The sequence below is a fragment of the Actinoplanes lutulentus genome (assembly GCF_003259845.1).
Lineage (GTDB): Bacteria > Actinomycetota > Actinomycetes > Mycobacteriales > Micromonosporaceae > Actinoplanes > Actinoplanes lutulentus.
This window is the reverse complement of the sequence record NZ_QLMJ01000002.1, coordinates 400,062-413,537: the sequence shown is the minus strand read 5'-3', so window position 1 is coordinate 413,537 and position 13,476 is coordinate 400,062. Positions and strand designations below refer to the sequence as shown.

Here is a 13,476-nt window from a genome sequence, read left to right as displayed (position 1 = left end):
CACACTGATTCATGTCAGGTTTCGAGGTTCCCGCCGAGGAAAGGGATAAACCCGGCGAGGTAGGGATCCGGTCCGTCCAGCGCCGTGCCGAAGACCAGATGGTCTTCCGCGCAGATGACCAGATAAATCGGCAGATATCGTCCGACGACCCGATCAACCGACGCCGTCACCGGCACCACCGCCCCCGTGAAGTCCCCCGCATCCGGCCGGGCGAGCAGCAACGACACCGCATCCGACGGCAACGGCACCCCGGAGACCGCCGAGAACACCGTCCCATCACTCAGCGTCAGCTCCGGCGATGGCAGCCACGTCGAGTGCACCACCGTCGCGTACGGCACCGGCTCACCCTGGAAACCGTCGAACCGGAACGACAGGCGCCGCCCCGCCGCCAGGTGGTACCGCCGGCCGTCCGCCACGGAACGACGGCCCAGCTCGGTCATGTTCAGCTTGTCGCCGTCGCGTACCAGATGGCCGATCCCGGCGAGGTGACGCACCGCCCGGGCCACCAGCGGCGGCTCGACACCGAGAAACCCGGCGAGCTCGTCGGTCCGGTCGAGGCCGCCCTCGGCGACGGCCCGGGACAGATAGCGGTCCAGCACGTCGTACGGCTGCGAGTCGCGGACGGTCGCGGTCACCTCGACGGCCCACATCGGGAGCAGCAGCGGCACGATCCGCTGCGGTTCGACACCGGGCAGGGCGGCCACCCGGCGCTCGATCTCCCGCAACGGCAGGTGCGCCGGCTCGCTCACGATCCGGACCTCAGGCGTACGCGATTCGCGGCCGGCGCCTTCTCCAGAAGCCGCTCCAGCACACTGCGATGGAGCAGCCCGGTCACCTCGTCCGGCACCGGCGCCGCCCCGAGATCGAAGAGCGGCATCCGGCCCACCGAGCCGGCGAGCACCGCCCGGCGGGCCCGGACCAGCGGCACCAGCGCGACCGGCAGCCCGGTCCGGCCCGCGTCCACGATCACCACCAGGTCGAACTCCAGGTCGCCGTGCTCCGGGCGGCCTACACCGAGGCAGGTGGTGGCGACCACATCGGCGTACCGCAGCAGCTCGGCGTGCAGTTGGCGGCTCGGCCGCGCGGCCCGCTGACGCCACTCGCGCAGCAGGCCGGCCCGGCCGCGCAGCACCGGTTCGAGCCCGGAGCAGTGGCCGGCGAAATCGGTGAGGCCGGCCGCGTCGGCGGTCCACGCCGGCTCCGGCGCGACGCCGGACATCAGGCGGGTCAGCCGGTGCGCGGAGCGTTCGGCGGACTCGAGGGCACGATGGGCCGCCACGTCGGCGAAGGCGGCCCGATCCGCGGCGGCCCGGACGGCGGCATCCTGCTCGACGTCCTTGTCCAGCCGGTCACGATGGTCGGCGTGCTCCTCGCGTACCCTCGCCAGGGTTTCCCGCGCGGTCAGCGCGGCGGGCGCGGCGACAGCGAGCCGGGTGCGCAGACGCCCGGCCCGCCACCGCCCGAACCGGGAATTCTCCGCCCGGCTCAGCGCAACACCGAGCCGGCGCATCGCGTCCTCGGCGAGGGTGAAAGCTCGTTCGGCGACCTCGACGACCCGTCCGTGGTCACGCAGCGAGGCACCGAGCCGTTCCCGGGCGGCCGCGGCGATCGCGTCCCGCTCGTCGCCGGCCTGGTCGGCGCGCCGGCGTTCCTGCTCGGCCTCGGCCAGCGCGGTGGTGAGCCGGCGCAGCCAGCCCATCGCCGGCGACGGCTCACCGAGCCACGGTTCGAGCGCGACGGCGGCGGCCTGCGAGCGCGCCAGAATCCGCCGCTGGGTCTCGGACGCAGCCGCGGCGAGGCTGCCGGGACCTCCCCCGGGCTGATCGGCGCGGACCACTGTCGGCCCGGGCGGCAACCTGTCCACCACGGCGTCGACGGTCGCCGAGTCGGGTGCGGTGATCAGCACGCGCTCACCGCGCTCCGCGGCGGCTCGCACGATCTCCACGACGGTCAAGGTCCGTGCGGCGCCTCGCGGCGCGATCAGACAGAGCAGATCGGGTACGGCAAGAGCCCGCCGGACAGCCTCGGCGCGGTCCGGGGCGGGCGCCCGTGTTTCCGGGGTGGTGTGCTTGGTGTTGTTGTCCTGCCAGAACGGGCCCGGTGGCGCGAACCGGCCCTCGGCCAGCAGCGCGAGCAGCCCCGCGTTGGCGGTCGCACCCGCTCGCAGCCGGACGATGGCGTCCCGCTGGATCCGCTGGCCCAGACCGAACTCGACCGGCTCCTCGGCCGGCGCCCGCGGCCCCGGGATCCGGTCGGGCACCGCGTCGAGCTCGTGGGCGGCCACCACAGCGAGCTCGAGGGCGGCGCAGAACCGGTCGTTCTTGTAGCGTCCCGGATAGAAGGCATCGACGCCGAGACCGCCGCCACCGGAGGTGTGGCGTTCGCGGTCATCACGATCCAAATCGACAGAGGTCGACGCCATTCGCCCACCATAGTTGGGCCCCTGCGGGCCACCCAACACGCTTTGTGCGCTTTCCGGCTATGGAATCGCTCCCATGTGCGCTCGGGTACCTCTGGCCGGTTCACTCCGGCGGGTGACATGCCGATAGGTCAGTCGTGGACCGCATCCGCCGTGTGCCCGGAACCGCGCTCGTGGCGCTGGCCGCGTTCATCGCGCTGAGCGGCCTGATCCAGGTGCTCCAGGTGCTGGCCATGGGGATCGACTTCGAGCCGCTCCGCAACGCCGCCACATCCCTGCTGCACGGCGAATCCGTCTTCACCGACCCGTACTTCGTCTATCCCCCGACAGCGGTACCGCTCCTGCTGCCGACGGCGCTGGGTGACCCGTACACCGCCTTCGCCCTGTGGACGCTCGCCGGCGGCGCCGCACTGGCCTGCGCGGCGTGGCTGGCCGGCCGCCAGGCCGAGCCCGACTCCCGCTCGCTGGCCGCGCCCGGCCGGCGCGCGATCATCACCGCGGTCGCGTTGCTCAGCCTGCTCGGCGGTTTCGCCGCGTCCCGGTCACTCTCACTGGGCAACCTCACCGTCTTCCTGGTGCCCGCCGTGATCGCGATCCTCCTGGCGTTCCACCGGGGCCGCTGGACGCTGGGTTGCGCGATCCTGGCCGCGACACTGCTGGTCAAGCCGATGCTGGCGCCGCTGATCCTGGTACCGCTGCTGCACCGCCGATGGTCCGCCCTGGCCCGCACCATGATCCCGGCCGGCGCGCTCCTGCTGGCCGCGATGGCGCTGATCCCGGGCGGTTCGCACTATCCCGAAATCCTGCGCTATGTCGTATCCGGCACCAACCTGCACGGCGCAAACGCGATCAACAACCTCTCCCTGCGTGGCTGGGCGGAAGCGCACGCCTGGCCGCACCTCACCGGCATTGCCGCGGCCGCGGCAACATCGCTGATTCTCGGGGTACGCGTAATGGCGTCCCTGACCTCCGAAAAACGCCCGTCTCCCGTCTGGCTGGGCACCCTGGTCCTCGTCGGCACCCTACTGGCCGGCGGCATATCCGAAGTGCACTACCTGCTGGTGGTGCTCGCCGCGATCCTGTTGCTGCTGGCCCTGCAGCCGGCGGGGTCACGGGCCTGGATCATGTTCACACCCGGCATCACGCTGCTGGCGATCCCCGGGCCCTACGTCCCGATGCTGCTGGGCCAGCGATCAAGCGGCCAGACATGGTTCGTCCTGGCCGAGCTGCTGCTGTTCACGGCCCTGCTCACCATGCACCGCTCGGGTCGTGGGGTGCGCCGCCCAGGTGGTGCCGGGCGGCCGGGCGATTCCGAGCCGGAGCCGGCCTCCCCGACGGTGTCGCCCCACCGAGCCCAAGGCACACGGTGAGCGCGCGTCCAGGCGGGGCGCGAGCACACGGTGGGCTTCGGTCACGCCGGGGTGGGGGCGCACTGTGGGCCGCTGTTCACCGGGCTGGGGCACACGGTGAGTGAGCGTCCGGCCGGTGGCTCGCGAGTGATGGCGGGATGTTCGCGGGCCGGTCGGCAGCTCGTCGGGGCCAAGGGAGCCACTCGGGCCGCCGGGGCCGCTCGGACCGCCGGGGCCGCTGTCGTTGCCGGGATTGTCGGGGTGGTCACCCGGATGGCGCCTCCGGATCTGGCGGACTTCGCGGGGGCCGGGCAGCGGCTGCTCGGCGGGCATCTGGACGGGATCTACGAGAGCGGCTGGAACCAGGCGGGCCCACTTCAGCTGCTCGTGAGCCGGCTCCTCATGATCGGTGGTGCGGACGGGAAGCCCTCGGCTGCCACGTTCTTCGTGGTCAACGCGGGGCTCATGATCGCCGCGCTCCGGCTCTGTGGCGGGAACCCTCGGCGGGAGGCGATCACCGGGTTGCTCGCGCTGCTATGGATCGCCCTGCCGGTCGTCGGGGACGGGCATCCTGCGGAACTGGTGGTGCCGGTGCTCTGGGCGTACGCCATGGTCTTGGGAAAGAGCCGGCGGCGGGTCGCGGCCGGGACCGTGCTGGGGGTGGCCGTCGCGATCGCGCCGTGGGCGGTGCTGGGTTTTCCGTGTCTGCTCGCCGCCGGGCCGTTGCGGCTGGTCGTGCGGGTGGCGGGGCTTGGCGGGATCGTGGGGGTGGCGGCTTATCTGCCGTTTGTGGCCGGTGGGCATTTCGGAATGTTCGGGCATGTCTGGCCGGTTGCCGAGGGGACTCTCGCGGCGTTCGCCGGGCTGGATCAGGTGACCTGGGCGGTGCGGCTCGTGCAGGCGGTCGTCGTGGCGGGGGGTTGCGGGCTGGTGGCGTGGCGCTTCCGGGAAAAGACGATCGTGATCGCGGGTGCGCCGGCCGCCGCGGTGCTGCTGCGGGTGGCCACCGACTCGGTGGAGCTGCGGTATTACTGGGGGCCGGTCGCGGTGACGACCGTGATGGTGCTCGCGCTGATGCCGGATCGGCGGTGGTGGCCCGGGGCGCTGCTCGGTTATCTCGCGCTGCTCGCCGCCTCGCTCGGCCGGCCGCTGGCAGGCGCGACGGTCTGCCTCGCTGTCCTGATGGTGACGTTGACGGGCGCTCACGGCTAGTGATTCGATCAATACTCCCGACAGATCGGATCTGGACGTCATGCCCGCAGCTGACCTGCTTTTCGTCGGCGGACGGATCTTCACCGCCGATGCCGCCCGCGGATACGCCACCACCGTCGCCGTGCGGGACGGACGGATCCAGGCCGTCGGCACCGATGAGGTCCGCGACCTCGCCGGCCCGGGCACCGAGATCGTCGACCTGAACGGCGGGCTGCTGCTGCCCGGGTTCCAGGACGCGCACGTGCACGCGGTGATGGGCGGCGTCGAGCTGAACCAGTGCGATCTGAGCGGCACCGTCGTCGTCGACGAATACCTCCGGCGGGTCCGGGCGTACGCCGACGAGCACCCGGACCTCGCGTGGATCTCCGGCGGTGGCTGGGCGATGGAGAGCTTCCCCGGCGGGGTTCCCGGGCGCGAGCTGCTCGACAGCGTGGTGCCGGACCGGCCGGTGTTCCTCTCCAACCGCGACCACCACGGCGCCTGGGTGAACAGCCGCGCCCTGGAGCTGGCCGGGATCACCGCGGACACCCCGGACCCGGCGGACGGCCGGATCGACCGGGCGCCGGACGGCTCACCGTCGGGCGGGCTGCAGGAGGGCGCCATGCAGATGGTCACCGACCTGCTGCCGGAGCTGACCGCCGCGGACCGGCTGGCCGGGCTGTACCGGGGCCAGGACCTGCTCTTCTCGCTCGGCGTCACGTCCTGGCAGGACGCCATGGTGTGCGCCACCAACGGATATCCGGACGTCTCCGACGCGTACCTGGCGGCGGCCCGGGACGGCTCGCTGCGCGCCACAGTGGTCGGCGCGCTCTGGTGGGACCGGGACCGGGACGCCTCGCAGATCCCGGAGCTGGTCGCGAAACGGGAGAAGTTCACCGTGGGCCGGCTGCGCTGCGACAGCGTGAAGCTGATGCTCGACGGCGTCGCGGAGAACTTCACGGCCGCGATGACCTCGCCTTACCGGGACGGCTGCGGCTGCGCCACCACGAACCAGGGCCTGTCCTTCATCGCCCCCAAAGCACTTCCTGGGTACGTCACCGAGCTGGACGCCCTCGGTTTCCAGGCGCACTTCCACGCGCTCGGCGACCGGGCGGTACGCGACGCGCTGGACGCGGTCGCGGCGGCCCGATCGGCGAACGGCTGGAAGGACACCCGGCCGCACCTCGCCCATCTGCAGGTGGTGCACCCGGACGACATTCCCCGGTTCCGCGAGCTGGGCGCCAGCGCGAACCTGCAGGCGTACTGGGCGTCGCACGAGCCGCAGATGGATGATCTGACGATCCCGTTCCTGGACCCGGACGCGGTGGGCCGGCAATATCCGTTCGGCGACCTGCGGCGGGCCGGCGCGCACCTGGCCGCCGGCAGCGACTGGCCGGTCACCACGCCGGATCCGCTCGAAGCGATCCACGTGGCGGTGAACCGGGTGCATCACGGCAGCGACTACCCGCCGTTCCTGCCGGGTCAGGAGCTGGATCTGGCGGCGGCGCTGACGGCGTACACGGCGGGGTCGGCGTTCGTGAACCACCTGGACGACAGCGGGGTGATCCGGGCCGGCAACCGGGCCGACCTGGTGGTGCTGGACCGGGATCCGTTCGCCGGCGCGCCGCAGGAGATCGGCGACGCGTCGGTGGCGATCACCTACGTCGGCGGGGAGCGGGTCTACACCGCGGCCTCATGAGAAAAGGCCCGGGGTTTCCCCCGGGCCTTCCCTATTACTGCTTACTGCTTCTCGGCGGGCTGCTCGTCCTCGTCGTCGAAGTCCTCGTCGTCCGCATCCGGAGCACCGTGCGAAGGGGCTCCGTGCGAAGGCGCGCCGTGCCGGGCCTGGGCCTGGGCATGGGCCTGCGCCGCCTCCAGCTCCTCCGCCACCGGCTCCTCGTCGATCACCTCGGCGGTGAGCTGCGGCGCGTCCATCCAGAGGGCGCGCAACTGGCTCTGCATGAACGCGGTGAGCCGGCCCCGGTAATCGCGGTCGAAGTCCTCCAGCGCCTCGATCTGCTGCTGGAGCGCTTCCCGCTTGGTGCCGAGGCTGCCGACCACGTCGTCGTACCGCTGCTGCGCCTGGTGGCGCAGCTGCTCGGCGCCGGCCATCGCGTCGGCGCCGATCGTCTCGGCCCGGGCGCGGGAGTCCGCGACGATCTTCTCTCCGGTACGCCGGGCGTCCTCGGCGCGGGCCTGAGCGTCACGAGCCATCTGCTCGGCTCCGGCGCGGGCCTCGGCCAGCACCCGGTCGGCCTCGCGGCGCACGTTGTTCGCGTGGGCCTGTGCTTCGCGGGCGATCTGCTCGGCGGCGGCCAGCGCGTCCGTACGGATCTTGTCCGCGTGGTGCTGGGCACTCGCCACGTGCTCCTCGGCGGTGCGCTGGGCGAGGGCCAGCACCTGGAGCGCCTGGTTCGGCAGACCGGGGTTCGGGGGGATCATCGCGTGCTCCGAGGTCTCACTGTCCGTCCCATTGAGCAGCACTTCGACACGTTCCTTATCTGATTCGTCAGCGCGGGGGGTCAGGCGCTGCCCCGGGTTCCCGTCGGAGAGCGACCATGATCGGCGGATGCTACCAAGCTGAGCAGGTCGTTTGCGAGAGATCCTCAGTGATCAGGCGATGACACTGAGCAGCCGAATCCCGGAACGCTACGTAAAAAGAACATTTGCCCCATAAGATCATTAAACTCTGCTCCGCCGCCCCTCAAGGATGAGCCATGGAATGCCGCCGCGCGCTGGTCGCCGCCCTGACAACCACGCTGACGGCCGCTTCCGCGCTGGTCGGAAGCCCGGCGCGAGCCGACGGCTATCCGGTGGCATCCTGGAGCATGGATGAGGAGCCCGGCGCGAGCCGCATGATCGACGGCAGCGGCAACGGCCTGGACGGCAGAATCGGCGGCGAGGTCGGCACCGGATTGATGCTCGGCGACGACATCGGGTACCACTTCGAACGACTCGAACCGGACACTCCGCCTGCCAGACCCGGCCATCTGGTCGTCGTTCCGGACGACTCGGCGCTCGATCCCGGGACGAACGACTACGCCGTCACGGTCCGGCTCCGGACCACCAACAAGTTCGGCAACATCATCCAGAAAGGCCAGGCCACGGTCTCCGGCGGCAACTTCAAGCTGCAGATCCCGAGCGGACGGGTGGAGTGCACGTTCCGCGGCCCGAAGGCGTTCCTGGAGGTGATCGCGCCGTACTCGATCAACGACGGGTACTGGCACGTCGTGCGGTGTGTCCGCGTCCAGGCCGGGGTGGTCCTGTTCATCGACGGGCAGCAGGTCGCGGCGCGGGACGGCTGGACCGGGCCGATCGCCAACTCGTGGCCGGTGACGATCGGCGGCAAGTACGAGTGCGACCAGATCGACGTGGGTTGCGACTACTACGCGGGGGATCTGGACTACATCACGATCGAGGCCATGCGCCCGGAGTGGTGAGCGCATGGCCGTCGTTCCTCGTGAAAAAGCGGTTAGCGGAAGCCTCGCGCCAGCCGGTGGTACGCCTGGTTCCAGCGCACCTCCTTGGTGAACGACCGCGATGTCGTGGCCGAGTCGATCACCAGCAGCTCGGTGCCGGCCATCTCGGCCAGGTCCGCCAGCTCCTCGGCGCCGACCGACGACGACAGCACCGTGTGGTGCGGGCCGCCCGCGGTCAGCCAGCACTCGGCTGAGGTCTCCAGTGACGGCGCCGGCTTCCAGACGGCCCGGGCGACCGGCAGCTTCGGCAGCGGCGCGGTCGGCGGAACCACCTCGATCTCGTTGGCGACCAGGCGGAACCGCTCACCCAGGTCGGCCAGGCCGAGCACGATCGCCGGGCCGGGCGCGGCGTCGAAGACGAGCCGGACCGGGTCCTCCCGGCCGCCGATGCCGAGCGGGTGGATCTCCAGCTTCGGCGTGCCGGACGCGATCGACGGGCAGACCTCCAGCATGTGGGCGCCGAGGATGACCTCGTTGCCCGGCGTGAGGTCGTACGTGTAGTCCTCCATGAAGGACGTCGCGCCGCCGGGTGCCATCGCCTTGAGGGTGTGCACGAGCACCGAGGTCTTCCAGTCGCCCTCGCCACCGAACCCGTACCCATCGGCCATCAGGCGCTGGACCGCGAGGCCGGGGAGCTGGCGCAGGCCGCCCAGGTCCTCGAAATTGCTGGTGAACGCCTTGAAGCCGCCCTCGGTGAGGAACTGCCGTAGCCCGAGTTCAATCCTCGCCCCGTAACGGAGGGACTCGCGCCGCTCATTGAGCAGCTCGGGGGCAACCTCGTAAATATCCTGATATTCACGGACCAGCTTGTCGATATCCTCGTCAGCGATCTGGTCGACCACGGCGACCAGGTCGTTGACCCCGTACGTGTTGACCGAGACCCCGAAGCGCAACTGCGCCTCGACCTTGTCCCCCTCGGTCACCGCCACGTCGCGCATGTTGTCGCCGAACCGGGCGAGCTTGAGGTTGCGCATGGCCGAGTAACCACGGGCCGCCCGCACCCACGTGTCGATCCGCTTCACCACCGCCGGGTTGCTGACGTGCCCGGCCACCGTCTTGCGCGGCACACCGAGCCGGGTCTCGATGAACCCGAACTCCCGGTCACCGTGCGCGGCCTGGTTGAGATTCATGAAGTCCATGTCGATCTCGGCCCAGGGCAGTGCCACGTTGTGCTGGGTGTGCAGGTGCAGCAGCGGCGCCCGCAGCGCGTCCAGACCGGCGATCCACATCTTGGCCGGCGAGAACGTGTGCATCCAGGTGATCACGCCGAGCACGCCGGGCGTCGACGAGGCCCGGCGGCAGATGTCGAGGATCTGCTCGGCCGTGGTGAGCACCGGCTGCCAGACCACGTCGGCGTCCAGGCTCGCGTCCAGCTGGGCGGCGATCTCCCGGGACTGCGACGCGACCTGGTCGAGGGTCTCCGGACCGTAGAGGCCCTGGCTGCCGGTCAGGAACCAGACTTCCCCGTTGCTCATCTACTTGACCTTTCTCGTCACGAGTCGCTGCAGGACGATGAAGGCGAAGAGCAGGACCCCGACGATGATCCGGGTCCAGGCCGCGTTCAGGTCACCCTGGAAAATGATGATCGTCTGGATCAGGCCGGTGACCAGTACGCCGAGCAGCGCACCGAACACGTAACCGGATCCGCCGGTGAGCAGCACGCCACCGATGACGCAGGCCGCGATCGCGTCGAGTTCCAGGCCGTTGCCCTGCAGGGCCCAGCCGGAGGTCGAGTTGATGCTGAACAGCACACCGCCGAGGGCCGCGCAGAAGCCGCTCAGGGTGTAGACGGCGATCCGCGTACGGGCGACCGGCAGGCCCATGAGCAGCGCGGAGTCGGCACTGCCACCGATCGCGTAGACGTTGCGACCGAACCGGGTCCAGGCCAGCACCGCCGCGGCGATCAGCACCGCGGCAAGCGCCACGATGGCGATCGGCTTGGTGACGACGCCCTCGGCGAGCGGGATCCGGTACTCCGAGATGGCTTTCCAGGTCTCGTCGCGGATCGGGATCGACTGCTGGTTGATGAACAGCGCCAGTCCCCGGGCCAGGAACAGCCCGGCGAGGGTGGCGATGAACGGCTCCACCTTGAAGTAGTGGATCACCGCACCCTGTCCGGCGCCGATCAGCGAGCCGAGCAGCAGCACCAGGACCAGGACCACGAGCGGCGGCCAGCCGCCCTGCAGCAGGGTCGCGGTCAGCGTGGTGGTCAGCGAGATGACCGCGCCGACCGACAGGTCGATGCCGCCCGTGATGATCACGAAGGTCATCCCGACCGCGACCACCAGCAGCACCGCGTTGTCGCGGAACAGGTTGACCACGACGCTGGGCTGCCCGAAGTTCTCGAAGTTCGCCACCGCGCCGCTGTACATGATCACCAGCAGGGCGAGGGTCGAGAGGATCGGGATGTACTTCGCGTTCGGCCGGTAGACCCGCCGGCGCGGGTTGGCGGGCGAGTCCTTCTTGTTGCCGGTGTCCGGCGTCGCGTCGATGGTCGTCATGCGATCGCCTCCGTTCGCGTCGACGTGAAGCGCCCGAAGACCTTCTCCCGGAAAGCCGCGGACTGAGAGAGGCAGAGCGCGACCACGACGACGGCCTTGAACAGCAGCGTGGCCTCGGGCGGCACACCCACCGCGACCACCGTGACGCCGAGCGCCTGGATCAGGACGGCGCCGAGCACGGTCCCCGCGATCGAGAACCGGCCACCGATCAGCGCGGTGCCACCGATCACCACGGCGAGGATGGCGTCCAGCTCGATCAGGTTGCCGGCCGAGATGCTGTCGGCACTCTTGATGTTCGCGCTGTAGATGAGGCCCGCGAGCCCGGCGAACCCGCCGGAGACCACGTACACCATCGTGGTGATCCGCCGGGACCGGATGCCGGCCAGCCGGCTCGCCGTCGGGCTGCCGCCCACCGACTCCAGCAGCAGGCCCAGCGCGGTACGCCGGGTCAGCAACGTGATCAGGACGACCGCGGCGACCGCGATCAGGAAGGCCACCGGCAACGCGAGGAAGAAGCCGGTCGCGATCGTCGCGTACGGCCCGGACTGCACGTTGATGATCTGACCGTCGGTGATCAGCTGGGCGATGCCCCGGCCGGCCACCATCAGGATCAGCGTCGCGATGATCGGCTGGATGCCGACCAGAGCGACCAGCGCGCCGTTCCAGAGGCCGGCCAGCAGCGACACCGCGATCGCGATCACGATGATCAGCAGCACCGAGCCGACGCTGTTCTGGTTGCCGAGGTCGCTGATCAGCAGACACGCGACAGCGCCGGAGATCGCCATGACCGAGCCGACCGAGAGGTCGATGCCGCCGGTGGCGATCACCAGGGTCATGCCGAGCGCGACCAGCACCAGCGGCGCACTGCCCCGCAGGATGTCGATCAGGCTGCCGAAGAGGTGCCCGTCGCGGACCGTGACGAACTGGTTGGACGTGAACGCGTTGACGATCAGCAGCGCCACCAGGATCGCCGCCGGCCAGAACAACCTGTTCTTGAGGATGGTCATGAAGTCGCTCCGCTGGCGATGGTTTGCATGATGCGGTCGGCGTCGACGTCCGACGTGTTCTCCAGCTCCTCGACCAGCCTGCGGTCCCGGAGCACCTCGATCTTGTGGCTGAGCCGGAGGACCTCTTCGAGCTCGGCGCTGACGAAGAGCACCGCCATGCCGCCGTCGGAGAGCTCGGCGACCAGCTTCTGGATCTCCGCCTTGGCGCCGACGTCGATGCCACGGGTCGGCTCGTCGATGATCAGCAGCCGGGGCTCGGTGATCAGCCAGCGGGCCAGCAGCACTTTCTGCTGGTTGCCGCCGGACAGGTTGCGCACCGGGCGTTCCGGATCGGCCGGCCGGATCTGCAGCGCCTTGATGTACTTCTCGACGATCTCGTCCTGCTTGCGGCGCGGGATCGGGCGGGTCCAGCCCCGGGAGGCCTGCATCGCCAGGATGATGTTCTCCCGGACGCTGAGCTCGCCGATGATGCCCTCGGTGCGGCGGTTCTCCGAGGAGAACGCGATGCCGCGCTTCATCGCCACCTGCGGGTCACGCAGATTGACCTGCTTGCCCTCCAGCAGCAGCTCACCGCTGTCCGGCTTGTCGGCGCCGAACAACAACCGAGCCAATTCGGTACGCCCGGACCCGAGCAACCCGGCCAGCCCGACAACCTCGCCGGCGTGGATCGTCAGGTTGAACGGGGCGATCGCACCGGTCCGGCCGAGCTCCTTGGCCTGCAGGATCGGCTCGGCCTCGGCCACCTTCTCGCGGGTGCGCTGGGCCTTGTCCTCCAGGGACTCCAGGGCTGCGAGCTCCTTGCCGATCATCTTCTCGACAAGGCGTACCTGGGGAAGCTCTTCGGTCTTGAACTCGCCGATCAGCTGACCGTTACGCAGAACGGTGAGCCGGTCGGAGACCTCGTAGATCTGGTCGAGGAAGTGCGAGACGAAGAGGATCGCCACGCCGTCCGCCTTGAGCCGGCGGATGACGGCGAAGAGCTGCGCCACCTCGGAGGTGTCCAGGCTGGACGTCGGCTCGTCGAGGATCAGCACGCGCGCGGAGATGTCGACCGCGCGCGCGATCGCGACCATCTGCTGGATCGCGAGGGAGTACGTGTTCAGCGGGGCCGACACGTCGATGTCCAGGTCGAGCCGGGCGAGCAGCTCGCTCGCGCGCCGCCGCATCAGGCCCCACTGGATCCGGCCGAACTTGCGCGGCTCACGCCCGATGAAGATGTTCTCCGCGACCGAGAGGTTGGTGCAGAGGTTGACCTCCTGGTAAACGGTGCTGATGCCGGCCTGCTGAGCCTGGAGCGGGCCGTTGATGTGCACGACCTCGCCGCCCAGCCGTACCTCGCCGCCGTCGATCGTGTAGACCCCGGTCAGCACCTTGATCAGGGTGGATTTCCCGGCGCCGTTCTCGCCCATGAGGGCATGGACCTCGCCCGGGAACAGCCGGAAATCGACGCCGTCGAGTGCGACGACGCCGGGGAAGACCTTTCGGATCCCGGTCATCTCGAGGACCAGGGACTGCTCGCCCATTCGTGCT

11 protein-coding genes are annotated in these 13,476 nt (G+C 70.1%); 4 read left to right on the top strand and 7 right to left on the bottom strand.

Translation table 11 applies throughout. From position 1 onward, the window contains the following. Window positions 1-14 precede the first annotated feature (14 nt). Together B0I29_RS05285 and B0I29_RS05280 are read right to left on the bottom strand one after the other, a co-directional pair. On the bottom strand, window positions 15-749 hold the full coding sequence (locus B0I29_RS05285; protein ID WP_111647698.1) for a hypothetical protein: 735 nt from the start codon (window positions 747-749) through the stop codon (window positions 15-17). Then, window positions 746-2,422, bottom strand: a complete 1,677-nt coding sequence (locus B0I29_RS05280; protein WP_111647697.1) for an AAA domain-containing protein — start codon at window positions 2,420-2,422, stop codon at window positions 746-748. Before B0I29_RS05280 ends, B0I29_RS05285 begins: the two co-directional genes overlap by 4 nt. 134 nt (window positions 2,423-2,556) lie before the next feature. Between B0I29_RS05280 and B0I29_RS05275 the strand changes: the two genes are divergently transcribed. The 3 genes from B0I29_RS05275 to B0I29_RS05265 all read left to right on the top strand — a co-directional run bounded on the left by B0I29_RS05275 (window position 2,557) and on the right by B0I29_RS05265 (window position 6,658). Then, window positions 2,557-3,789 (top strand): glycosyltransferase family 87 protein, encoded by a 1,233-nt coding sequence (locus tag B0I29_RS05275; protein ID WP_111647696.1) that lies wholly within the window; start codon window positions 2,557-2,559, stop codon window positions 3,787-3,789. 252 nt (window positions 3,790-4,041) lie between these two features. Then, window positions 4,042-4,980: a hypothetical protein gene (locus B0I29_RS05270; protein ID WP_146616723.1), complete on the top strand. Its 939-nt coding sequence runs from the start codon at window positions 4,042-4,044 to the stop codon at window positions 4,978-4,980. A 40-nt stretch (window positions 4,981-5,020) separates the two neighbouring features. Beyond that, window positions 5,021-6,658 carry an amidohydrolase gene (locus B0I29_RS05265; RefSeq protein ID WP_111647694.1) on the top strand — a complete coding sequence of 546 codons (1,638 nt, stop codon included), beginning with the start codon at window positions 5,021-5,023 and terminating at the stop codon, window positions 6,656-6,658. A gap of 41 nt (window positions 6,659-6,699) precedes the next feature. Here B0I29_RS05265 and B0I29_RS05260 read toward each other — a convergent pair whose 3' ends face one another. Continuing rightward, a complete protein-coding gene (locus B0I29_RS05260; protein WP_221402302.1) occupies window positions 6,700-7,401 on the bottom strand; it encodes a hypothetical protein in 702 nt (233 codons plus the stop codon). 275 nt (window positions 7,402-7,676) lie between these two features. Here B0I29_RS05260 and B0I29_RS05255 point away from each other — a divergent pair, with 275 nt between their 5' ends. Continuing rightward, window positions 7,677-8,399: a laminin G domain-containing protein gene (locus tag B0I29_RS05255; protein WP_111647692.1), complete on the top strand. Its 723-nt coding sequence runs from the start codon at window positions 7,677-7,679 to the stop codon at window positions 8,397-8,399. Window positions 8,400-8,431: 32 nt separating this feature from the next. Here B0I29_RS05255 and araA read toward each other — a convergent pair whose 3' ends face one another. The 4 genes from araA to B0I29_RS05235 are packed head-to-tail and all read right to left on the bottom strand — an operon-like array spanning window position 8,432 to window position 13,469. Then, window positions 8,432-9,913 (bottom strand): L-arabinose isomerase, encoded by a 1,482-nt coding sequence (araA, locus tag B0I29_RS05250; protein ID WP_111647691.1) that lies wholly within the window; start codon window positions 9,911-9,913, stop codon window positions 8,432-8,434. After that, the gene (yjfF, locus tag B0I29_RS05245) at window positions 9,914-10,939 is read right to left on the bottom strand and encodes a galactofuranose ABC transporter, permease protein YjfF (protein WP_181557697.1); all 1,026 of its coding nucleotides are present in this window, start codon (window positions 10,937-10,939) and stop codon (window positions 9,914-9,916) included. It abuts the gene before it with no gap. Then, window positions 10,936-11,946, bottom strand: coding sequence for an ABC transporter permease (locus tag B0I29_RS05240; RefSeq protein WP_111647690.1), 1,011 nt, complete (start codon window positions 11,944-11,946; stop codon window positions 10,936-10,938). Before B0I29_RS05240 ends, yjfF begins: the two co-directional genes overlap by 4 nt. After that, entirely contained in the window at window positions 11,943-13,469 is a 1,527-nt protein-coding gene (locus B0I29_RS05235; protein WP_111647689.1) for a sugar ABC transporter ATP-binding protein, read from the bottom strand. Before B0I29_RS05235 ends, B0I29_RS05240 begins: the two co-directional genes overlap by 4 nt. Between the last annotated feature and the right edge of the window lie 7 nt (window positions 13,470-13,476).

What these genes read in the sequence shown, in the direction of transcription:
- B0I29_RS05280 (WP_111647697.1), bottom strand. Translation starts at nt 2,422, where the DNA reads ATGGCGTCGACCTCTGTCGATTTGGATCGTGATGACCGCGAACGCCAC.
- B0I29_RS05270 (WP_146616723.1), top strand. Translation starts at nt 4,042, where the DNA reads ATGGCGCCTCCGGATCTGGCGGACTTCGCGGGGGCCGGGCAGCGGCTG.
- B0I29_RS05265 (WP_111647694.1), top strand. Translation starts at nt 5,021, where the DNA reads ATGCCCGCAGCTGACCTGCTTTTCGTCGGCGGACGGATCTTCACCGCC.
- B0I29_RS05260 (WP_221402302.1), bottom strand. Translation starts at nt 7,401, where the DNA reads ATGATCCCCCCGAACCCCGGTCTGCCGAACCAGGCGCTCCAGGTGCTG.
- B0I29_RS05255 (WP_111647692.1), top strand. Translation starts at nt 7,677, where the DNA reads ATGGAATGCCGCCGCGCGCTGGTCGCCGCCCTGACAACCACGCTGACG.
- araA (WP_111647691.1), bottom strand. Translation starts at nt 9,913, where the DNA reads ATGAGCAACGGGGAAGTCTGGTTCCTGACCGGCAGCCAGGGCCTCTAC.
- yjfF (WP_181557697.1), bottom strand. Translation starts at nt 10,939, where the DNA reads ATGACGACCATCGACGCGACGCCGGACACCGGCAACAAGAAGGACTCG.
- B0I29_RS05240 (WP_111647690.1), bottom strand. Translation starts at nt 11,946, where the DNA reads ATGACCATCCTCAAGAACAGGTTGTTCTGGCCGGCGGCGATCCTGGTG.
- B0I29_RS05235 (WP_111647689.1), bottom strand. Translation starts at nt 13,469, where the DNA reads ATGGGCGAGCAGTCCCTGGTCCTCGAGATGACCGGGATCCGAAAGGTC.